The sequence below is a fragment of the Chryseobacterium sp. Mn2064 genome (assembly GCF_049319685.1).
Classification (GTDB): Bacteria; Bacteroidota; Bacteroidia; order Flavobacteriales; family Weeksellaceae; genus Chryseobacterium.
This window is the reverse complement of record NZ_JBMOUE010000001.1, coordinates 1,196,907-1,217,459: the sequence shown is the minus strand read 5'-3', so window position 1 is coordinate 1,217,459 and position 20,553 is coordinate 1,196,907. Positions and strand designations below refer to the sequence as shown.

Below are 20,553 nucleotides of genomic sequence, written 5' to 3'. Positions count from 1 at the left end.
ACCTCTTTTGAATTTTTTTTAAAATTTTATTTGTTTCTGTCCTGAAGAGTCTGCTCAATTTCTTCCAATGAGAAGCCTTTAGTTTTCAATAAAATAAGGAAGTGATAAAGAAGATCAGCTGCTTCATTTTTAAAGAGATCTTCGTTATTATCTTTCGCTTCTATTAACAATTCTACCGCTTCCTCTCCTACTTTTTGAGCTACTTTATTGATTCCCCGCTGGTACAAAGAATACGTATAAGATCCTTCAGTTTTCTGATCAATCCTTTGAGATATTTTTTCCTCCAGTTCGTATAAAAAGCCTTTCGATTTCTTTTCTCCAAAGCAACTGAAGCTTCCTGTATGGCACACTACATTCTTGGGAGTAACTTTGATCAAAACAGTATCCTGATCACAATCTATTTCAATGCTTTTCACTGTTAAAAAATTGCCGGATTCTTCTCCTTTTGTCCACAATCTGTTCTTGGAACGGCTGAAAAATGTGACGATTCCTTCTTTCTCTGTTTTTTCAAAGGCTTCTTCGTTCATATAACCCAGCATAAGAACCTGCAATGTTCTGTCATCCTGAATAATCACAGGAACAAGTCCTTTATCTTTATTAAAATTAATTTTCATCGGATCTCTATTTTTTGATTTTTTAATTCTTCTTTTAATTCCTGAATACTTACTTCATTAAAGTGGAAAATACTGGCTGCCAGACCTCCCGTAGCCTTCGTTTCCAAAAAGACATTCACAAAATCTTCTGCACTTCCGGCTCCTCCTGAGGCAATAACTGGAATGGTAACATTTTCGGAAACCAGCTTTGTAATGCGCAGATCAAAACCTTTTTTTGTTCCGTCGCCATCCATTGAAGTTAAAAGAATTTCTCCTGCTCCCAGGGAAACAGCCTGTTTTGCCCATGCTACCGTTTCGAGATCTGTTGCCTGTCTGCCGCCTTTTATATGAACAAGATCTGAATTTCCTACCTGTTTTGTATCGATAGCCACCACGACACACTGGCTTCCAAACTCGTTGGCCAGATCAGAAATCAGCTGCGGATTTTTCACTGCCGAAGAATTAACACTGATTTTGTCTGCCCCTGCTTCCAGAAGCTTCCTTACATCTTCTACCGAAGAAATTCCGCCTCCCACTGTAAATGGAATACTGAGTTCTTTTGCAATCTCTTTTACCAACTCTACAAAAGTTTTCCGGTTCTCAATGGTAGCCGTAATATCCAGAAAGACCAATTCGTCTGCACCATCCCGTTCATATTTTTTAGCCAACTCTATAGGATCACCTGCATTTTTAAGATCTTCAAAATTGATTCCTTTTACAGTATTTCCATCTTTGATATCAAGGCATGGAATAATTCTTTTTTTAAGCATTTTCAATAAAATTTTGAAGTTGTGGAAGGCTTATTTTTCCTTCATAAATAGCTTTTCCTATAATTGTGCCGGAACAACCGATATCTTTCATTTTATACACGTCTTTGATGCCTGAAATCCCACCACTTGCTGTAAGCTGAATTGCAGTTTTGTATAAAATCTCAATATATAAACCTGTTGATGGGCCTTCCAGCATTCCATCTTTTGAAATATCGGTACATATCGCATTTTGAATCCCTTTTTTCTGATATTGAAGAATAAAATCAATAATGTCCTTATCGCTTTCTTCCAGCCAGCCTGAGGTCTTAATTTTTCTGTTATCAAAATCTGCTCCCAAAATAATCTTTTCCACACCATACTTTTCGATGGCATTGTAGCAAAATTCCGGGTTCTGAACAGCGATACTTCCTAATGTGATCTGTTTTGCTCCAGAATTAAAAGCAGTTTCTATATCTTCCTGTGTTTTTAATCCACCCCCAAAATCAATGTGCAACGAGGTTGAACCGGCTATATTTTCCAGGACTTTCTGATTAACGATGTGTTTTGATTTAGCTCCATCGAGGTCTACCAAATGTAGAAATTGGATTCCAAAGCTTTCAAATTCTTTTGCAACTTCCACTGGATCTTCGTTATACACTTTCTTGGTATTGTAATCTCCTTTTGAAAGACGGACACATTTTCCGTCGATAATATCAATGGCTGGTATAATTTTCATCATGACAAATTGATAAAGTTATTGATGATTGTACTTCCTATATCTCCTGACTTTTCCGGGTGAAACTGTACCGCATAAAAGTTATCTTTCTGCAAAGAAGAACTGAATGGCAAAATGTAATCACAAACCGACGTTGTGTACTCGGACAACTCACAATAGTAACTGTGAACAAAATATACATCGCTCCTATTTCCGATCTCTGAAAATAAAAGAGAGTTCTGTCCGGAAATGGTATTCCAGCCCATATGAGGGACAATATCTATGGAAGGAAATTTTCTGACTTTGATATCAAAAATCCCAAGTCCTTCTGTATTGCCTTCTTCATTTTCTTTGCACATCAACTGCATTCCCAGACATATTCCCAGTACAGGTTGTTTCAGCTGCGGAATCAGCAGATCAAGTCCTTTTTCTTTCAGAAGCTTCATTGTTGAAGAGGCTTCTCCAACTCCCGGAAAAATCACTTTATCAGCTTTCATAATAAGTTCAGGGTCATCTGTCACTACGGAATCAACTTTTAACCTATTGAGAGCATTCTGAACAGAGCTTACATTTCCGCCGTTATATTTTATTATTGCGATCATTGTTATAAACTTCCTTTTGTGGAAGGTAAATTATAATTGGTATCTGATTGGTTTACTGCCATTTTCACAGCTTTTGCAAATGCCTTGAAGATAGATTCTATTTTGTGGTGCTCATTATCTCCTTCTGCTTTGATATTGAGATTACATTTGGAAGAATCTGTAAAAGATTTAAAAAAGTGAAAAAACATTTCTGTCGGAACATCTCCAACTTTTTCTCTTTTAAAAGGAGCGTCCCAAACCAGCCATGGTCTTCCTCCGAAATCGATACCCACCTGAGCCAGACAATCATCCATTGGAAGCAAAAAACCATATCTTTCAATACCTTTTTTCTTTCCTAATGCTTTAACAATAGCTTCTCCAAGAACAATTCCGGAATCTTCAATCGTGTGGTGCTCATCTACTTCAAGATCTCCGCTTACTTTAATGGCAAGGTCCATATTACCGTGTCTGGCAATCTGATCCAGCATATGATCAAAGAAATGAAGTCCTGTGGAAATTTCTGATCTGCCTTGGCCATCGAGATTTACTTCAACCTCTATTTGAGTTTCATTCGTTTTTCTGGATACTTTGGCTTTTCTTATTCCTTTTTTTAAAAACTGATAAATTTCTGCCCATGAAGTAGTGGTGAGTTCTGCCTTATTATTATCATTCTGATTGATAAAAATAGATTGAGTGCCCAAATTTTCAGCCAATTGGATATCTGTGATACGATCTCCGATTACGTATGAATTTTCCAAATCATAATCACCATAGATGTATTTGCTTAGCATCCCTATTCCGGGCTTTCTGGTCGGAAGATTTTCATGTTCGAAACTTTTATCTATAAGAATATCACTAAAAATAATTCCTTCATTTTCGAAAGCTTTCAGCATTTTTTCGTGAGGTTGGCTAAAATCTTCAAAAGGAAAACTTTCTGTTCCCAAGCCATCCTGATTGGTCACCATTACCAATTCATAATCCAGTTCATTGGCAATTTTAGCAAGATTCTGAAATATTCCCGGATAAAACTCAAGTTTCTCTAAAGAATCTACCTGAAAATCGGTAGGAGGTTCAATAATTAATGTCCCATCCCTGTCTATAAAGAGTACTTTTTTCATGACTGGATATTTTTTAAAAGATCAATCAATATTTCATTTTCCTGTCGGTTTCCTACGTTAATTCTTATACATCCCGGAATCGCAGGATCTCTTCTACTCGTAAGGATTTCTTTTTCCAGCATTTTCCCATATACCTGATCAATGTTTTTCATCCTGATCAGAAAGAAATTAGCATCTGTAGGAAATACTTTTTCAATACAATCTATATTTTCAAACTGATCCTGTAACCAATTAACTTCTTTCAGAATCATGTTAACATTTTCGGAGAGAATATTCTCATCGTCAAGTGTTTTTAAAATCAGTTCCTGGCTCAGGACATTCACATTATAAGGAGCTTTTACTGTGTTGATTAAGGTGATGATTTCTTCTGAAGCATACGCCATTCCTACTCTGGCCCCTGCAATTCCCCATGCTTTTGAAAAAGTCTGAAGAACAATCAGATTGGGATACTGATCGAGAAGCTCAATACTTGATTTATTTCCTGAAAACTCAATATAAGCTTCATCCACTACAACAATTCCGTTAAAATTCTTAATAAAGAACTCAACATCTTCCACACTGTTTCCGGTAGGGTTGTTGGGTGAACAGAGAAAGAACACTTTTATGTCTTCTTGATTTACAATTTTGAGAAAATCCTCTTTTATAATATTGAAATTTTCATCCAGATCAAGCTTTAAAACCCTGTTTTCATTGATGGTAGCATAGAAGCCATACATAGCAAAGGAAGGGTTCATCATCAAAATGGAATCTTTTTTCGGCTCACAGAAGATTTTGATGATCAGATCAATCAATTCATCACTTCCGTTTCCTACTGCGATCTGGCCAGATGATAGTTTTTTAAGCTCAGCAAGGCGATTTTTCAACTTTCTCTGTGTAGAATCCGGATAACGATTACATTCCCCGAATGGACTTTCATTGGCATCAAGAAGTACAGGTGAGCTAAACTCATTATGATCCCTGAAGCTGATGTAAGGTTGTAATTTCAAAATATTTTCTCTTACTAAAGTCTTTATACTGTTATTTTCCATTGTTTTCTTTTAATCTTATTGATACTGCATTTTTGTGAGCAAGCAGTCCTTCTGCTTCTGCCATAAGTTCTATTGTTTTTCCTAAGTTCTGAAGTCCTTCTTCAGATAAGTGCTGGAAGGTTATTTTCTTTACAAAGCTGTCGAGAGACACTCCGCTATAGTTTTTAGCATACGCATTAGTTGGAAGCGTGTGATTCGTACCGCTTGCATAATCTCCCGCACTTTCGCAGGAATAATTTCCAAGAAAAACAGAGCCTGCATTCTGAACCATAGGAATATATTTCTCAAAATCGGTTACCGCTAAAATAAGGTGTTCCGGAGCGTATTGATTACTGAACTCCAACGCTTCTTCCAAAGAATTGATAACAATAAACGAACTGTTTCCCAATGCTAATCCAGCCATTTCATTTCTTGGTAAATCCCTGATTTGTTGTTCAACAGCATTGATTGTCTCATCAAAAACTTTAAGATCTGTTGTCACAAAAACAACCTGGCTATCACTTCCATGTTCTGCCTGGGAAAGAAGATCTGCGGCACAAAATTCAGGAACTGCATTTTCATCTGCAATAACGAGAACTTCACTGGGGCCCGCCGGCATATCGATCGCAACCCCAAAACGTTGTGCATATTCTTTTGCAGCAACTACAAATTGGTTTCCCGGACCAAAAATTTTGTATACTTCAGGAACACTTTCAGTTCCTAGTGTCATGGCAGCAATGGCCTGGGCTCCTCCTGTTTTGAATATCTGAGTAATTCCACAAAGTTTTGCGGTATACAAAATAGCAGGGCTGACATTCCCTTCCTTATCCGGCGGCGTACACAGTACTATTTCTTTACATCCTGCCAGATTGGCGGGAACAGCAAGCATCAATACGGTTGAAAATAAAGGAGCTGTTCCTCCCGGAATGTAAATTCCTACTTTTTCTACTGCTCGGTTTTCTCTCCAGCAAACAACCCCTTTTGTTGTTTCAACTTTCTCAATTTCAGTTTTTTGTGACTCGTGAAATTTGGAAATATTGTCTTTAGCCTGCTGAATGGCTTTTTTCAGTTCTTCTTCAATCTGATTTTCAGAACGTTCAATTTCTTTTGGTATTACAGCGATGCTTTCTGTTTCAGCTTTGTCAAATTTTCTATTAAATTCGATGAGAGCCTGATCTCCGTTTTTCTCCACCTCATTAAAGATGTCTCTGATAAGATCTGAAATTTCCTGCTGTTCAAGAACAGGGCGCTTCACCAGCTCTTTCCAGGTATCTTTTGTAGGATATTTATAGATGTTCATTGTATATTTTAGTATAATTTTTATTTTCAGATAACCATTTTATCAATTGGAATGATTAAAATATCCTGAGCTCCGTTGTCTTTCAGCTCGTCAATAACATCCCAAAAGCGCTCTTCATTGATGACGGAATGAATACTACTCCAACCTTCTTCTGCCAATGGAATGACTGTTGGGCTTTTCAGAACAGGAAGAACTTCAGCTACTTTCTGAATCTTATCATTAGGAACATTCATCAGAATATATTTTGAATTTTTTGCTTTTAAAACGGCTTTGATCCTGAAGAGAAATCTTTCAAGAATAATTGTTTTTTCGGTAGATAATTGAGGTGTTTTTGCCAGAACAGCTTCAGATTTCAGCAAGGTAACTGTTTCTCTTAATCCGTTTTTGAATAAAGTACTTCCTGAGCTTACAATATCACAAATTCCATCGGCCAAACCAATATTGGGAGCGATTTCTACAGAACCGGAAATAATGTGAATATCAGAAGTAATTCCTTCTTTTTCTAAAAAATTTCTAAGGGTATTGGGATAAGAAGTCGCAATTTTTCTTCCCTGAAAGTAAGCGGGATCATCGGTTTCTATTTCTTTTGGAACCGCTATGGAAACTCTGCATTTTGAAAAACCAAGCTTCTGCACGATCTGGATATTCTTTTGTTTTTCAATCAAAAGATTTTCGCCTACGATGGCAATATCCACCACTCCATCTTCCAGATATTGTGGGATGTCTGAATTTCGCAGGTACATAATTTCCAGGGGGAAATTGTCTACAGAAACTTTAAGCTGGTCTTTTCCGTTATTGACCAATATTCCGCAATCTTTGAGAAGCTGTAGAGATTCTTCGTAAAGCCGGCCGCTTTTTTGAATCGCAATTTTTAATTTACTCATTTCGCCTTTTTTGAGTCTGAGTAAATAAAAACTGATCTATTGAAAATTTCTGAGGTGAATTCAGGAAACAAAAAAACCGCCTATTTACTCAGACGGTTTTAATTATTTTTGATTTTAGCACAAACCTATATCAATCAATTCCGCCTAACAGAGATGATGATAATAATGATGTAATGCTAAAATAGTTGGTTTCATTGTATTGAATTATGATGCAAATGTAGGACTTATTTTTAAACTGCAAAGTTTTTTTATAGTAATTTTTGATAAAAATTCATCAATTCCTGAGCAATAGGTTCGTCATTAAACCTCTGAACAAACTCGAAACCCTTTTCCTCACGGCGTTTTCTTTCGGATTCATTTTCCCATAGAAATTTTATTTTAGCTCTTATATCCAGTTCGTTATGGGGATCAATATAAACGGAGTCTTTTCCTCCTGCTTCAGGCAGACAGCTTGTATTGCTGGTTACCACAACAGTTTTTGAGAAAAGAGCTTCTATCACCGGGATTCCGAAACCTTCGAAGAAACTTGGATACACAAAAATATCAGCCAGTTTATAAATAACAGCCAGTTCATCCATGGAAACGCCTTCCAGAAAAAGAACTTGTTTATCCATTTTGTTTTTTTTGAGGAAACCGGCAATTTTCTGATAATAATTAGTCTTTCTTCCTACAACAACCAAAGGAATTCCGGTTCCTTTAATGGCTTTTACCACATTCAACAGATTCTTTCGGTCTTCTATGGTTCCTACATTCAAAATAAATCTTTCGGGAAGATTATGTTTCTGTTTTGTTTTTTCTATTAATTCCTGAGATTGTTGCTCTTTAAAGGCATGATGACAACCCTGGTAGATCACCTCAATTTTAGATTCCGGAACTTTCAGAAATTGTATAATATCTCTTTTCGTTTGCTCTGAAATGGCAATGATTTTATCTGCCATATCTGCCGCTTTTTTAAATTTCCAAAAATGGATTTTACGATCAAAAAAAGAATAATACTGTGGATATCTCACAAAGATCAGATCATGAATGGTAACTGTTTTTTTGATCTTTTTCTGGTCCCATTGCAAAGGTAATTCGCCGGATAAACCATGAAAAATATCTGCTCCAAGCTTCTGAGCATCTTTTCCCATTTTCAACTGACGGGAGAATTTCCCTTTTGAAGTGGCTACAAATTGAACATTTGGACGCTCAAGAATATCTTTTCCGCGTTCAGATTTGTTTTTATTCAATAAGAAATATTCGTTGTCCGGTTCGTATTGTGAGAGTATTCTTACAAGATCTCTTGAATAGTTGCCCAGGCCGGACGTATTATGGAAAAAACGTTTTGCGTCAAAGGCAATTTTCATATGTTTTTTATTTTTTATATCGTTGATAGTCATTGTTTTTTATAGCATTATTTATACTAAAATTTAACCAATAGCATCAACGTTCTATCTGTTTTTGAAATTCCTGAAATGTTCCAAAAGTATGACCTTTTTCTTTAAGCCATCCAACAAATGAATCGAATCTTTCTACCATATCTTTTCCTGAGTTTTTTACTGTAAAACCAGGAAGTTTAAAGGCTTGATCTTTAATTTCCGCAAATTCCCAAGGATGGAAATAAATATTCAGATATTGATCCTTTTTAAGGACATCTGACACCAGTTTTTTATACACTGAAAGAGGAAAGTTGTGAAAGCTCAACCAAAACAGAGGAACCCTGAAATTGGGTGATACAGAGGCTGGAACCTGTGTTACATTTCCTTCTTTATAGTAGGTTCTGGATACTTTTAAATTGTTATATCTTCCCGGTAAAAAGGTTGGGTTGATCGAAGAATTGTAAGAATATCCTGCTTTTTCCACTTCTTTGTCGTCTACAGGCATCATTCTTGGCATTCTTAATCCTGTTACTTTTGTTGAAAATAACTCTTCCAGTCTCTCACGTGATTCTTTCAGATGTTTGTTTTCAAATTCTGAGTGAAACCATGTATGAGAAGCCAGTTCGTGCCCCTCTTTCAGTAATCTTTCAATGAGATATTTGCTGTTTTCTGCAAAAACTACCGTTGAAAAGAAGGTAGCTTTAGCGCTATGTTTTTTAAGGATATCAAGAATCCTCTCTAACCCTGTTTGTGAAATTGAAATTTGCTTTTCAAAGGGAATCTCACCCTTATATTCTAATGGCATATCAAATTCTTCAATATCAAAACTCAATAAAACCATTCTAAAAATTTTTGTTTTTAATAATATAATTAGGTCTGTCTTTCACCTGTTTAAATATTTTGCCTAAATAAATCCCCATGATTCCGAGGATAATCAATTGAAGTCCTCCAAAGAAGACAATGGTCATAATCAATGACGCCCAACCGGATATCTCGGTTCCGGCGATGAAGGAATGCAGAACATATGCTCCATAGCCAATAACTGAAATAGCGGAGAAAAGAAACCCTAAATAAGCCGCTAAATAAAGGGGTTTTACACTGAAAGCTGTAATTCCTGTGAAGGCAAAGGTAAACATCTTTTTAAGATTATAACTGCTTTGTCCGGACAGTCTTTCATTGGCTTTAAAGTCGATTCCTGCTTGTTTGAAACCCATCCAGCTCGTAAGCCCTCGCAGGAAAAGATCGTCTTCATTAAAGGATCTCATCACTTCAACAGCATTGGCATCCATAAGTCTAAAATCTGAACCACCGCCTTTGGTTAAATTAACATCCGACAAACTTGATAAAAGTTTATAGAAAAGGTCCGAGGTTTTTCTTTTGAAATACGAAATTTCTTTAGGATAGGTTCTTACGGTAAAAACAATATCATATCCTTCTTCCCACTTCTGAATCATTTCCGGAATAAGCTCCGGCGGATGCTGAAGATCACCATCCATGGAGATTACGGCATTTCCTTTCGCATTATCCATTCCAGCTTTTACAGCAGGCTGATGACCAAAGTTTCTTGAAAATTCAATGAATTTAACTTCGTTATACTGACGGGAAAGTTCTTCTAATTTTTGTTGTGTATTGTCACGGCTGCCATCATTTACAAATATGATTTCAAAGTCATAGTTGTGCAGACCCTCAAAAACTTCTTTTATTTTCTGATGGATCATGGCAACGTTTCCTTCTTCGTTATAGGCAGGAATTACAATTGAAATTTTCTTCATATGTACTAGTTCAGGCTGTAATTTTTCTCAAAATCTTTTGTTAAAAGCTCATAAGTTACTCTCAACCAGATCACAATACAAGGTACTGCTTTTAATGAATATTTAATAATATAATTCTCTTTCACAAATTTCGGGAATAAATCGGAAGTTGAAAAGCAAGTGAAAATAATCACAAAAACAAGCAATCCGATGATAAGCGGTGTTCTCTCTTTTTGAAGGAAAAACCACAATAAAACTCCCACCACAGCAATAATGTATGTTGGAGATTCTGAACTGGAGCTGAATAAAACCAGGAACAGCAATGTGGAAGCAAGGATCATCAGTTGGAAAGCATAATGCTTATACTGCTTTATTCTGATATAAGGTAATACAAACAGCGGTAAACCAAATCCAAGGAATACCAGGTTGGAAATAGATGCATCCCCCAAAATTCTTCTTACGAAGCCCATTAAGGAAATATCCTGCATATTACCCAACACCTGATTTTCATTGTTCTTTTCTACAATAGACTGAAACCAGTCTGAGTAACACTGAATTACAAAGCTTGGGCTTGAATAGACCATAGGAAGTACAAAAAACAAAATGGCAATTCCAATTCCTGAAAGAATAAATTTAGTTTTGTTTTTAATGAAGAAAAACTGGGTAAGTCCTACAATTCCGTAGATTTTCACAAATACACCTACCAATATTGCCGTAACCGATTTTACTTCTTTTCTTTCGTAAATATATACTGCAGATAATAGTAAAAGCCCCGTTAATGCAACATTAAACTGCAAACTTAAAGCCGCTGTAATATATTCCTGAAGGCAAAGCAAGCCGAAAATCGCTTTTTTAGCATCAGAAAAAGGAAGCTTATAAATTCCGTAGATGAAGATGAATGTATTGGCAATATTCCAGAGAGAGATTCCCAACCAGTCAGGCATCATCGCAAAAGGAGCAATTAATGCACTGAAAAAGACTCCGTAATGATTTAAATCAAAATAGAGGTTTGGATAATGGATGAATAGGTTTTTCTGATGGATGGTATTAAAGAATACATTTTTAAAAATCAGATAATTATTGATCGCATAATCTCCTCTGAAGTACTTGGAAATTGCTGTAACAACCGATATAATAAGATAAACCCCAAATATATATTTAGGGTTTAAAAGTATTTTAAGAAATTTTTCTTTCAAGATGTGTATATTAGTTTAAAATATAATCTTAAACAGCTACATTGTTATCTCTCAATGCATCATTCAGAGACGTCTTCTTATCTGTAGATTCTTTTCTCTGACCAATGATCAATGCACAAGGAACCTGATATTCTCCTGCAGGATACTGTTTAGTATAGCTTCCAGGAATTACCACTGAACGTGCAGGCACTCTTCCTTTGATTTCAATAGGAGTATCTCCTGTAACATCAATAATTTTTGTAGAAGCCGTCAATACTACGTTGGCACCCAATACTGCTTCTTTTTCTACGTGAACTCCTTCTACAACGATACATCTTGAACCGATAAAGCAATCATCTTCAATGATAACCGGTGCAGCCTGTAATGGCTCCAATACACCACCGATACCTACACCACCGCTTAGGTGAACGTTTTTACCGATTTGTGCACAGCTCCCTACTGTAGCCCAAGTATCTACCATTGTTCCAGAATCTACATAAGCACCAATATTTACGTAAGATGGCATCATAATTACTCCCGGAGCAATATAAGCTCCTTCTCTCGCCACCGCATGGGGTACAACTCTCACACCTTTTTCAGCATAGTTTCTTTTCAAAGGCATTTTGTCATGAAATTCGAACGGACCTACTTCAATAGTTTCCATTTTTTGGATCGGGAAATACATTACTACTGCTTTTTTCACCCATTCATTTACCTGCCATCCGTTTTCTGTAGGTTCAGCAGTACGAAGTTCACCTTTATCAACTAAAGAAATAACCTCTCTGATCGCCTTCTGGCTGTCTTCATTCTGTAATAGATCTCTATTATCCCAAATATTTTCAATAGTTTGTTGTAACGACATGTTTCTTATTTAAATTAGTTTGAAAAATTATACCGGCCAAAGATACAAAAAAGTTCAGCAAAACTGTTTTTAACATTATGGTTTTAATAAAGGTTTAATATGCGTCTCACCTTCTTTTTGTAAGCCAGATAATTTTGTCCATACTCTTTCAGCAAATACTCTTCTTCAAGCCTTATTTGAATTTGCATCAACATACTTCCTATCACCAGAAAAGAAAGTGCAATGATAGTTGGAAAAGCAATAAAAAATCCCAAGAGACTGATGGTCATTCCCAGAAATATAGGGTTTCTTGAAAATCTGAATAAGCCATGCGTTACCAACTCTGTTTTTGTTGTATTATCGATCCCGATTCGCCATGAATCCTTCATTTGCAATTGAGCTATAATAACCCATATTAAAGCAAAAGCCATCAAAACAACACCTGTGCATTGAAGAATATTACTCTCTAAAAAATTGATTTTAAATATTCTAAAAATATATTCCGGTAGAAATAATATCAGCATTGCATAAATAAAAAGCGTAAGCAAAATCAGCTTGAAGTAAATTCCTACAAGTACGTATGCTGAACCATCTCTCGGAAGAACGTTAGGACTTTTCCCAATCTGTTTGGCCACTTTATAACTGATCCCAACAAAGGAAACCGAAAAGAAACATATAAAGTACAAAGGAATAAAGAATCTGATGAAATCTGTCATATATTAATAATTTTGAGCAAATTTCACACATTTCGTGATGCAATGCTATTGCATCAAAAGTGAATCACAAAAGAAACATTTTTTTAATATTTAAATCTCCAGCGTCAGGTATCAATAGTATACATAGGTTTTGGTTAAAGTCTGTTTCTATTAAATATCTTATTTGATTTTTTTTAAGAAGCTTCATCTTATCTAAACTAATGATTTAGCCGCGCTCTTATTTTTTTTGAACTCTGTAAGGCTTATTTTATGCTTTTTTTTAAAAAACTTATTCAGGTGACTTTCATCTGAAAAACCAAACTCTGTAACAATCTCATTGACTCTCATATCACTGAAAAGAAGTCTGTGCTCAATCAATCTCAGTTTGTAATTTAAGATATAATGTGTTATCGTTTCTCCGGATTGGTTTTTAAAATAACTTCCAAGGTAAGTTTCTGAAAGTCCAAACTTTTGAGAGATCACAGAAACTTTTAAAAGAGCAGGATCGTGTATATTTCCCTGGATATAGTCAATAATGTCCAGTATTCTCTTATCCGTATTGGAGCCCACATGCTCAGCACGCATCTTTGAAATATTCCTGGCAGCAATGACAATGAGTGCATTTACATAGTGGAGAGTAAGTTCTTCCTGATAGATGTCAGGATAATTGATCCCATGAAGAAGTGATGAAACAATAGATTCCACCAGGATCACATCCGGTTTATTCTGTAAGATGCATCCGGAAAGGTAAGAGGCACCATATAACAAACATCCTATTGAATTGATAGTTTTCCATTTATAGTCTTTCACATACCGTTCGCTGAACTTTACCAGCAGTAGTTCAGTTTTTTCTTCAATGTCTAGATGATGTTGATCATCAGGGGTAAGAAGAATCAAACTCCCTTTACTGTAAGCAGAAATATTGTTGTTGATTGTAAAGGCTCCTTTTCCGGAAATGACATACACAATCTGAAAAAATGAGAATCGGATGTCTTTTAAAGGACAGTTTTCTGTTTGGTGATATTCAACTTTTACCAATTGATCTATATTCTCTCTTTTCATGTAGCAAAATTACTTATTTATCATTAAATTATACTGATTTTTTACATTTTTTCTGTCCAAATTTGCTACGTAAAAAATTTAAGATTTAATGAAAAATTCAATTTATGTCCTGGCTTTGGGAGCTTTTGGCATTATCACTACCGAATTCGGAGTTGTTGGTATCCTTCCTACCATCAGCCGTCAATTCGGAGTATCCATAGATACAGCAGGTTGGCTGCTAAGTGCTTTTGCCATAACCGTTGCTATCTCATCACCTTTTATCACATCTTTCACAACTAAAATAAACCGAAAGCTGCTTCTATGTCTTGTAATGAGCGTATTTGTCCTTTCCAATGTGTTATCTGCTTTTTCCACCAACTTCACCATGCTCATGATTGCCCGTATACTACCGGCTGTATTGCATCCGCTTTTCTGGAATATCTCCATTGCCATTGCCTTTAAAGAAAAAGGAGCAAAAGGAGTATCTACCGTAATGCTCGGACTTAGTCTTGCAACTGTTCTCGGTATTCCGATGACGACCTATGCTGCTGATCTCTTTCATGATTGGAAGGCTTCTTTTTTCCTAAGCAGTATAATCAGCTTGATTGCATTTATTGGATTATTACTTTTTATTCCTTCTCTACCGGCAGAAAAAGAAAAGTCTTCACAGAATCAATTAACCCTATTGAAAAATCCTTTTTTATGGATTAACCTTATTTCTACCATCGGTACATTAGCTGCTATGTTTTCCAGCTATACTTATCTTACTGCATATCTTGAAGAAATAACCAAAATGGATGGAGCGCAAATCAGTATTATGCTTCTCCTTTTCGGAGGGATGGGAACACTTGGAAACTGGCTGATCGGGATTGCTTTACATAAAAATGTACAACTCACAACAAGGCTTTTCTTACTGCTATTAATTACAGTACAAATTTTCGCTTATTTTCTGGGAGGTATTTTTATTCCTATGATTATTATTGTTTCTCTTTGGGGAATGATCCATACCGGAGGATTTTTAGTTTCTAATATCCGTACCACACAGCATATTCCTCATCATGCATTGGAATTCGTTAATAGCTTACTCACATCATCTTTTAACATTGGAATTTCATTGGGTGCATTTCTTGGAGGAATTGTTAGTTCCTATTATGGAGTCCAGCATATTCTTTCAGTAAGCGTTTTACTTCTTAGCGTTACATTTGTTCTGAGTTTCTTTTCTTTCCCAAAAAAGATTGAAGAAGATGAAAATGAAGAACAAAATGATTTTGCCCCCCCTGTCTGTGAACAAATTTAACTGTTCATCAGAAAGATGATATTTCCAAGACAACCCTTCTCGAAAGAAGGGTTGTCTTTATTTTATCGTATTTATCATTTTATGAAGAGTACAAATTATCTGTTAGGTTTTGACTAAAGTTTGCTCTTATTGAATACAAAATGTATTTTACAGTTATTATTCTCTTCGCAAATTTAAACTCCATCATTTTTTAATATACTTTTTCAATCAAATTTTTTAAAGACCTGTAATAATTATATTTTTCTGATCTGTGGTCAAAATTTCCACATAGTTTCCCGATCATTTAATAATGGTGATGTTATTATAAAAGACCTTAACCGTTTTTGCCTGTTTTAATAAAGGTGAAACTTTGGTTTTTCAATTTCTATGAGGATCAATGGAGCAAGGCTTATATTACAAAACCCTTTGAGCATGAAGATAGGCTTTATTCCAGTATTTTTCGTTCAGAGACGAAATAATAACTCCTTTTGAAGTAGACGCATGAATAAATTTAACTTCACCATCCGGCCCAATATCGTGAACAATTCCCACATGAGATACTCGGCTTCCTCCAGCGGTTGCAAAAAATAATAAATCTCCGGGTTTCACTTCTTTGATGTCTATATTTTTTCCGGCTTCAGCCTGATCAGAAGATCTTCGGGGAAGGTTGAAATCATTTTCTTCAAATACTTTTACCGTAAAACCAGAACAATCAAATCCGGAGGAAGTATTGCCCCCAAATTTATAAGGGGTACCCATGTATTTTTCAGCATCCTTTAAGATATCGTTGATGGATCTGGAAATTTTGCCATCAAATTTCGAATCCAGTTTTCTTAGATTCTCAGATTTCGCAATGTTCTTCGAATTCGAGTTTTTACTTGCGGAAGCACTTTTGGATGAACCGCAGGAAACTACAAAAACAGAAGCTGCCAGTACAACAACAATCTGTTTTATTTTAATTTTTTGTTGAAATAATTCCGTTCCCATACTCTTCTGATTTATAATTAATTAACAAAACTTATGACAAATATACATTTTATATTTTAATAATACTATAACTATACTACAACTATATGATAAATATATGTTAAAATTTTGTTTTCAAGTATTTATTGGTATCTTTGATTTCTATTTTGAAGATATGGCAACCTATGAAAGTATAATCAAGATCACAGGATCTGTGGGCGATTTGGTATTTTATAATCTGAACGGAAAGAATGTGGTTCGGAAGAAAAGTGGATTCAATAAAGCTGCTTTTAAGAAAAACCCTTCTTACGAAAAGGTACGCCAGAACAGTTCGGAGTTCGGACATTGTTCTAAAATCGGTAAAGCGATTAGGAAAAGTCTTGAGAGGTACATCAAAAACGCGGGCGATCCCCTCCTCTACCAGAAGTTTGCCAAGGTGATGACCGAAATAAAAGATCTGGATATCGTTTCTGAAAGAGGAAAAAGAAATGTAGAAAACGGATTGAAGACTTCGGAAGGGAAAAAGTTATTAAAGGCATTCCAGTTTGGAGAGATAAAGAATATACCGTCAGATATTGTCATTGAAAATCAAACGTTATATCTGAAAAAAGATTATAAAGCAGATAAAGCTGTCGTTTTAACAATAAAACTGGATTTTGAAAATTATACTACTGAATTCGCAGAAGAAACTATAGTTCTGAATTCATCACAAAAAATAGATTTTAAGAAACACTTTTCTGAAGATGCTGTTCTGCTCTACTTTCTAGCGTTGAAAAGTGAAGAGGATGAAATAATTTATATGGGATTTGTGTAAAATAAAAAAGTCTGCAGATTACTGCAGACTTTTTGTTTTATTTTTTCTCTCCTTTCCATGAACCTGATCTTGCAGGCGTTGGAATTGAGTTGGACCAATTTCCGCTTCCTTTTTTATCTGTTCCCAGTTTTCCTTTGAAGTCTCCTTCTGAAGGAAGTCCTACTGATGCATTAAGATCTCCTGTTTCACTTAAATTTCCGGAAATGTTATAGTTTTCTTGATTTACATCGGAATGCATTGTTCCCACCACTTTACCGTTGGTGTCCACTACAATATTCCAGACTCCTTTATCGCTTCCGTCATAAGTACCAGACCACGTTCCTACATAATCATAAATGGTATCATCATTGGAGCTACAACCGATAAATAAAAACGCCATTAAAAAAAGTAAAAAAAATTTCTTCATAGTTTCAGTAGTTTTATAACCTAAAAATCCCTGTTATTCTCTGTTTTTCATTTCTGAAAAATGACACACAAAGAATAGTATTTAATATTTATTATTTTTTGTTCCGTGCAAATCTACTAATTTTTTCTTCAAATTATCTGAATTTTAATTAGTGGTCAATATGTTTATTAAAAAACAACATTTTCCTGCTAAAATACAAATATTTTTCAAACAAATTTAAGATGTGGAAATTTTGAGTTATTTTGAAAATTTCATAAAAAGACATCTTTGTTTTTAAAATTTATTTAAGTTTTTTTTAACCCAAATACTGTGATCACTTTTCGCCATTTTTTAATTTAAATATTACTATAATCTTTTATTTCTAAGTATAATATTACTTTATTTCATTTTAAAGTAAATTATTATTCCTTTTTACAGGATATTTCTTACCTTAGTGAAAAAAATAAACTTATTCAAATTATAACATGAAAACAAAGACATTTGCATTGTCCTTATTGGCATTTTGTGGGAGTATAAATGCACAAGTAGGAATTAACACAACCTCTCCTACACAAACTTTAGATGTTAACGGGCTGGTAAGGGTAAGAGCACTTTCAAACCCTGACAATAAAATTGTAGCGGCCAATGCTCAGGGAGTTTTGACCTTGATTTCTCCTGAGGAAATTTTTGCACCGAAAGCTTTGCTTAATACTTCAATGTCATCCGCTGAGCAGCGGTTTACCATATATGAAGGAAAATGTTTCCAACCTACAGATAACGCTTCTTCATGCACTGTTTCTCTGAATCATTATACATCTTGTGCAGGATTTACGAATCCTGTGGAAACACAAATTGTTGTAGGACAGGGAATTAATACAGGAAACGGTCAATTTCTAGGAAGCTGGACTGCAAGATATGTTGACAATAAAGGGCTTGTATCAGCAACCTCTACAGGTAATCAAACCCCACCGGATTATCCCAGAATTACCTATAACACAAATCTCGCTAACTATTTAGGAAGTGGGAGCTTTGGTGGTCAGTGTAATACCGATATTACTACTACTATTAATCAGACAACCGGAGATATAAAAGTAGAATCAGTAAAAAGAAGCATGTATGCTCATCTTGTTTACCTTATCAATATCGCCCGCTCCAGAACGCAATAATAAAACGATCTGATTTCATATAGCCTGCTGTGACGAATTCGTACAGCGGGTTTCTTTTTATATAAGAATCGCATAAATTCAGTAAGTTAAATATTATAAAAAGAGAGGTAATAATAAGGAGATAGTGGTCTATTTCGTTATATTTGAGTTAAATTCAAAATCAGATCACATGGAATTCAAAATTGGAGATACAGTTTATTTAAAATCGGATGCGAGAACAATAATGACCATTAATGGTGCTTCGGCAAAGGGTGACGGCTACTATGAATGTGTATGGTTTTCACAGGAACTTTTACAGATTGGTCACTTTCATAAAGATACATTGGTAAAATATGACAGAGAAAAATAAAAAAGCCCTTTATCAGGGCCTTTTTTATGTATTCACATATCATTTTAATATTCTTTTAACAATATGCTCAGAAAGTTTCCTTTCAAATTCTTCTAGCTTTTTTGGAAATATATTTTGTTAATTATCTGGTGCACGATCTAGTACACGATTAATGCAATTATAAGACAAAAAAAATGACAAACCCTCTATTGAAAAAGGTTTGCCACAGTGGAGAATACGGGATTCGAACCCGTGACCTTTTGACTGCCAGTCAAACGCGCTAGCCAACTGCGCCAATCCCCCATTTTTTGCTTAAAGCGTTACAAAAATAAGTATTTAATCGGTATTTACAAGGATTTTCTTTACTTTTTATGAAACTTATTTCCCATTTTCATAACACTATAATGTAAGTTATTGTTTATCTGAAAAATATAAAAAGAGATATGTGACAATAAATGTAATTTTGAAAGCTTTGAAAGAAAATGCATAAGGGCTTTTATCTATTAAATATGTTAAAATTACTAACAGAAATCCCTCATTTTTGAGAAATTATACCTTATTTAGAAATGCAATTGCAATACATACAACATCTAATCCGCAGAAACAAGTTGCTTTACTAATTATGGAAATCCACAATTGGTTTACTAACAATAACAGTATTTTAGAAGAATGAAATTCACATTCCAGAACTTTATCATCCTTACTATTATAGACGCTTTGAAGAATACTTCATATGGCCAAGGAATTAGGATTCTACATGAAATTAAGATAATAAGAGGTTCGCAACAGTCTTCTATAGAATTTATACGTAAAGATGGTAAGGAAATAAAGTTTAATGAATTCTTTATGATGGCTTTAATATGTGAGTGGACGAAAATATAATTTTGTTAAAATAAGTAAATTGTAAAACTGATAAAACAAAAATCCCCAGATCTTTCTGAGGATAAATGTAATAACTATGAAAAACTCAAATTACATATGAGTTATACTTTAATTAATAGCAGCCTTCCCTTTTCACCTATGTGTAAAGTGTGCCTATTATAAGAACAGCTATCAGAATAGTCTGAAGAAATTGTATCATTAGACCTTTCGCGAGAATAAACTGTAATAAAAATCTATAGTAAAATTATTTTTTTCATGTATGAATGATATATTTGATGCAAAAATATATTACCTGGGTAAAGATAAAATACGGCTTTCCGTAATAGTTCTTATATTTTGGAAAACTAGTGTTTGATAGCTATCTTTGAGAAGCCCTTTTGTTGTATTTGGGTGAAAAAGCTAAGTAAAGGAATACAAACTTGAGGTATTAAAAGAAGATAAAGTAAAAGATCATTCGATCATTTAATAAGATAGAGTCTTATACTAAATTAGCAAAAAACAACGCAATTCTGCAATAGCTTCTAAGTATTTCATGTAGCGCGTTTGACTGGCAGTCAAAAGGTCACGGGTTCGAATCCCGTATTCTCCACTGGTATAAATGAAGAAATCAGGGTTCTGGTTATAAAGAAAGAATATTCCAAAGGAATTCATACCCGCTATGTCACAGCAAGATCCTATGTCCAAGATTTTATAAAGTATAAGTATACAATGAGCAACAATATTCATTTTAGGTGTTTGAAAACTTTTCCCTCCAAATTCGACTTTTTGGGGAAATATCAAACACCCAATCGTTCTATAGTCTCTAGCTTTCTATCATAGATAGCAGTCTTATTAAAAAAGATTTTAACATGATTATCACTAAAATTTGAATTAAAAGGTTTGAACGCATTTTAAACCCGGGATCGAAGTGTTCTTTTAATAAATATTA

21 protein-coding genes and 2 tRNA genes are annotated in these 20,553 nt (G+C 34.8%); 5 read left to right on the top strand and 18 right to left on the bottom strand.

Annotation, left to right across the window (positions count from 1 at the left end):
• Positions 1-26 precede the first annotated feature (26 nt).
• From hisIE to ACL9RH_RS05195, 15 genes are all read right to left on the bottom strand, one after another.
• Positions 27-614, bottom strand: a complete 588-nt coding sequence (hisIE, locus tag ACL9RH_RS05265; RefSeq protein ID WP_422692292.1) for a bifunctional phosphoribosyl-AMP cyclohydrolase/phosphoribosyl-ATP diphosphatase HisIE — start codon at positions 612-614, stop codon at positions 27-29.
• Positions 611-1,363 carry an imidazole glycerol phosphate synthase subunit HisF gene (gene hisF / locus ACL9RH_RS05260; protein WP_422692291.1) on the bottom strand — a complete coding sequence of 251 codons (753 nt, stop codon included), beginning with the start codon at positions 1,361-1,363 and terminating at the stop codon, positions 611-613. Before hisF ends, hisIE begins: the two co-directional genes overlap by 4 nt.
• Positions 1,356-2,078 carry a 1-(5-phosphoribosyl)-5-[(5-phosphoribosylamino)methylideneamino]imidazole-4-carboxamide isomerase gene (hisA, locus tag ACL9RH_RS05255; RefSeq protein WP_422692655.1) on the bottom strand — a complete coding sequence of 241 codons (723 nt, stop codon included), beginning with the start codon at positions 2,076-2,078 and terminating at the stop codon, positions 1,356-1,358. Before hisA ends, hisF begins: the two co-directional genes overlap by 8 nt.
• Positions 2,078-2,659 carry an imidazole glycerol phosphate synthase subunit HisH gene (gene hisH / locus ACL9RH_RS05250; protein ID WP_422692290.1) on the bottom strand — a complete coding sequence of 194 codons (582 nt, stop codon included), beginning with the start codon at positions 2,657-2,659 and terminating at the stop codon, positions 2,078-2,080. Before hisH ends, hisA begins: the two co-directional genes overlap by 1 nt.
• 2 nt (positions 2,660-2,661) lie before the next feature.
• Positions 2,662-3,756, bottom strand: coding sequence for a bifunctional histidinol-phosphatase/imidazoleglycerol-phosphate dehydratase HisB (gene hisB, locus ACL9RH_RS05245; RefSeq protein ID WP_422692289.1), 1,095 nt, complete (start codon positions 3,754-3,756; stop codon positions 2,662-2,664).
• Entirely contained in the window at positions 3,753-4,784 is a 1,032-nt protein-coding gene (hisC, locus tag ACL9RH_RS05240; protein ID WP_422692288.1) for a histidinol-phosphate transaminase, read from the bottom strand. Before hisC ends, hisB begins: the two co-directional genes overlap by 4 nt.
• Complete coding sequence (gene hisD, locus ACL9RH_RS05235) at positions 4,774-6,063, bottom strand: histidinol dehydrogenase (protein ID WP_422692287.1); 1,290 nt, start codon at positions 6,061-6,063, stop codon at positions 4,774-4,776. The genes hisC and hisD overlap by 11 nt, the downstream gene beginning before the upstream one ends.
• Positions 6,064-6,089: 26 nt before the next feature.
• Complete coding sequence (gene hisG / locus ACL9RH_RS05230; protein WP_422692286.1) at positions 6,090-6,947, bottom strand: ATP phosphoribosyltransferase; 858 nt, start codon at positions 6,945-6,947, stop codon at positions 6,090-6,092.
• A gap of 248 nt (positions 6,948-7,195) precedes the next feature.
• Positions 7,196-8,293 carry a glycosyltransferase family 4 protein gene (locus ACL9RH_RS05225; RefSeq protein WP_422692285.1) on the bottom strand — a complete coding sequence of 366 codons (1,098 nt, stop codon included), beginning with the start codon at positions 8,291-8,293 and terminating at the stop codon, positions 7,196-7,198.
• A 76-nt stretch (positions 8,294-8,369) separates the two neighbouring features.
• The gene (locus ACL9RH_RS05220; RefSeq protein WP_422692284.1) at positions 8,370-9,146 is read right to left on the bottom strand and encodes a polysaccharide deacetylase family protein; all 777 of its coding nucleotides are present in this window, start codon (positions 9,144-9,146) and stop codon (positions 8,370-8,372) included.
• Position 9,147: 1 nt separating this feature from the next.
• Positions 9,148-10,077 carry a glycosyltransferase family 2 protein gene (locus tag ACL9RH_RS05215; protein WP_422692283.1) on the bottom strand — a complete coding sequence of 310 codons (930 nt, stop codon included), beginning with the start codon at positions 10,075-10,077 and terminating at the stop codon, positions 9,148-9,150.
• 5 nt (positions 10,078-10,082) lie between these two features.
• The gene (locus ACL9RH_RS05210; RefSeq protein WP_422692282.1) at positions 10,083-11,252 is read right to left on the bottom strand and encodes a glycosyltransferase family 87 protein; all 1,170 of its coding nucleotides are present in this window, start codon (positions 11,250-11,252) and stop codon (positions 10,083-10,085) included.
• 28 nt (positions 11,253-11,280) lie between these two features.
• Positions 11,281-12,093 carry a 2,3,4,5-tetrahydropyridine-2,6-dicarboxylate N-succinyltransferase gene (locus ACL9RH_RS05205; protein WP_422692281.1) on the bottom strand — a complete coding sequence of 271 codons (813 nt, stop codon included), beginning with the start codon at positions 12,091-12,093 and terminating at the stop codon, positions 11,281-11,283.
• Between the two features lie 83 nt (positions 12,094-12,176).
• Positions 12,177-12,788 carry a methyltransferase family protein gene (locus tag ACL9RH_RS05200; RefSeq protein ID WP_422692280.1) on the bottom strand — a complete coding sequence of 204 codons (612 nt, stop codon included), beginning with the start codon at positions 12,786-12,788 and terminating at the stop codon, positions 12,177-12,179.
• Positions 12,789-12,980: 192 nt separating this feature from the next.
• Entirely contained in the window at positions 12,981-13,829 is an 849-nt protein-coding gene (locus ACL9RH_RS05195; RefSeq protein ID WP_422692279.1) for an AraC family transcriptional regulator, read from the bottom strand.
• A gap of 88 nt (positions 13,830-13,917) precedes the next feature.
• On the opposite strand from ACL9RH_RS05195, the gene ACL9RH_RS05190 reads away from it, so the two are divergent.
• Entirely contained in the window at positions 13,918-15,105 is a 1,188-nt protein-coding gene (locus tag ACL9RH_RS05190; protein WP_422692278.1) for an MFS transporter, read from the top strand.
• A gap of 393 nt (positions 15,106-15,498) precedes the next feature.
• On the opposite strand, the gene ACL9RH_RS05185 is transcribed toward ACL9RH_RS05190, so the two are convergent.
• Entirely contained in the window at positions 15,499-16,071 is a 573-nt protein-coding gene (locus ACL9RH_RS05185) for a C40 family peptidase (protein WP_422692277.1), read from the bottom strand.
• A gap of 154 nt (positions 16,072-16,225) precedes the next feature.
• On the opposite strand from ACL9RH_RS05185, the gene ACL9RH_RS05180 reads away from it, so the two are divergent.
• A complete protein-coding gene (locus ACL9RH_RS05180; RefSeq protein ID WP_422692276.1) occupies positions 16,226-16,864 on the top strand; it encodes a hypothetical protein in 639 nt (212 codons plus the stop codon).
• A 37-nt stretch (positions 16,865-16,901) separates the two neighbouring features.
• Here the strand turns inward: ACL9RH_RS05180 and ACL9RH_RS05175 are convergent, their stop codons facing one another.
• Positions 16,902-17,270: a hypothetical protein gene (locus ACL9RH_RS05175; protein WP_422692275.1), complete on the bottom strand. Its 369-nt coding sequence runs from the start codon at positions 17,268-17,270 to the stop codon at positions 16,902-16,904.
• A 464-nt stretch (positions 17,271-17,734) separates the two neighbouring features.
• Here ACL9RH_RS05175 and ACL9RH_RS05170 point away from each other — a divergent pair, with 464 nt between their 5' ends.
• Both ACL9RH_RS05170 and ACL9RH_RS05165 read left to right on the top strand, forming a co-directional pair.
• Positions 17,735-18,415, top strand: a complete 681-nt coding sequence (locus ACL9RH_RS05170; protein ID WP_422692274.1) for a hypothetical protein — start codon at positions 17,735-17,737, stop codon at positions 18,413-18,415.
• A gap of 169 nt (positions 18,416-18,584) precedes the next feature.
• Entirely contained in the window at positions 18,585-18,764 is a 180-nt protein-coding gene (locus ACL9RH_RS05165; RefSeq protein WP_422692273.1) for a YodC family protein, read from the top strand.
• A 208-nt stretch (positions 18,765-18,972) separates the two neighbouring features.
• Here the strand turns inward: ACL9RH_RS05165 and ACL9RH_RS05160 are convergent.
• Positions 18,973-19,046, bottom strand: a tRNA-Ala gene (locus ACL9RH_RS05160).
• A 1,079-nt stretch (positions 19,047-20,125) separates the two neighbouring features.
• Here ACL9RH_RS05160 and ACL9RH_RS05155 point away from each other — a divergent pair.
• Positions 20,126-20,214 (top strand) — tRNA-Ala (locus tag ACL9RH_RS05155).
• Positions 20,215-20,553: the final 339 nt, after the last annotated feature.

Excerpts from the sequence above, each read along its gene's own strand:
- hisD (WP_422692287.1), bottom strand. The coding sequence starts at position 6,063 with ATGAACATCTATAAATATCCTACAAAAGATACCTGGAAAGAGCTGGTG.
- hisIE (WP_422692292.1), bottom strand. The coding sequence starts at position 614 with ATGAAAATTAATTTTAATAAAGATAAAGGACTTGTTCCTGTGATTATT.
- hisB (WP_422692289.1), bottom strand. The coding sequence starts at position 3,756 with ATGAAAAAAGTACTCTTTATAGACAGGGATGGGACATTAATTATTGAA.
- ACL9RH_RS05185 (WP_422692277.1), bottom strand. The coding sequence starts at position 16,071 with ATGGGAACGGAATTATTTCAACAAAAAATTAAAATAAAACAGATTGTT.
- ACL9RH_RS05190 (WP_422692278.1), top strand. The coding sequence starts at position 13,918 with ATGAAAAATTCAATTTATGTCCTGGCTTTGGGAGCTTTTGGCATTATC.
- ACL9RH_RS05170 (WP_422692274.1), top strand. The coding sequence starts at position 17,735 with ATGAAAACAAAGACATTTGCATTGTCCTTATTGGCATTTTGTGGGAGT.
- hisC (WP_422692288.1), bottom strand. The coding sequence starts at position 4,784 with ATGGAAAATAACAGTATAAAGACTTTAGTAAGAGAAAATATTTTGAAA.
- hisH (WP_422692290.1), bottom strand. The coding sequence starts at position 2,659 with ATGATCGCAATAATAAAATATAACGGCGGAAATGTAAGCTCTGTTCAG.
- ACL9RH_RS05165 (WP_422692273.1), top strand. The coding sequence starts at position 18,585 with ATGGAATTCAAAATTGGAGATACAGTTTATTTAAAATCGGATGCGAGA.
- ACL9RH_RS05220 (WP_422692284.1), bottom strand. The coding sequence starts at position 9,146 with ATGGTTTTATTGAGTTTTGATATTGAAGAATTTGATATGCCATTAGAA.
- ACL9RH_RS05195 (WP_422692279.1), bottom strand. The coding sequence starts at position 13,829 with ATGAAAAGAGAGAATATAGATCAATTGGTAAAAGTTGAATATCACCAA.
- ACL9RH_RS05175 (WP_422692275.1), bottom strand. The coding sequence starts at position 17,270 with ATGAAGAAATTTTTTTTACTTTTTTTAATGGCGTTTTTATTTATCGGT.
- hisG (WP_422692286.1), bottom strand. The coding sequence starts at position 6,947 with ATGAGTAAATTAAAAATTGCGATTCAAAAAAGCGGCCGGCTTTACGAA.
- ACL9RH_RS05215 (WP_422692283.1), bottom strand. The coding sequence starts at position 10,077 with ATGAAGAAAATTTCAATTGTAATTCCTGCCTATAACGAAGAAGGAAAC.
- ACL9RH_RS05205 (WP_422692281.1), bottom strand. The coding sequence starts at position 12,093 with ATGTCGTTACAACAAACTATTGAAAATATTTGGGATAATAGAGATCTA.
- ACL9RH_RS05200 (WP_422692280.1), bottom strand. The coding sequence starts at position 12,788 with ATGACAGATTTCATCAGATTCTTTATTCCTTTGTACTTTATATGTTTC.
- ACL9RH_RS05180 (WP_422692276.1), top strand. The coding sequence starts at position 16,226 with ATGGCAACCTATGAAAGTATAATCAAGATCACAGGATCTGTGGGCGAT.
- ACL9RH_RS05225 (WP_422692285.1), bottom strand. The coding sequence starts at position 8,293 with ATGAAAATTGCCTTTGACGCAAAACGTTTTTTCCATAATACGTCCGGC.
- hisF (WP_422692291.1), bottom strand. The coding sequence starts at position 1,363 with ATGCTTAAAAAAAGAATTATTCCATGCCTTGATATCAAAGATGGAAAT.
- hisA (WP_422692655.1), bottom strand. The coding sequence starts at position 2,078 with ATGAAAATTATACCAGCCATTGATATTATCGACGGAAAATGTGTCCGT.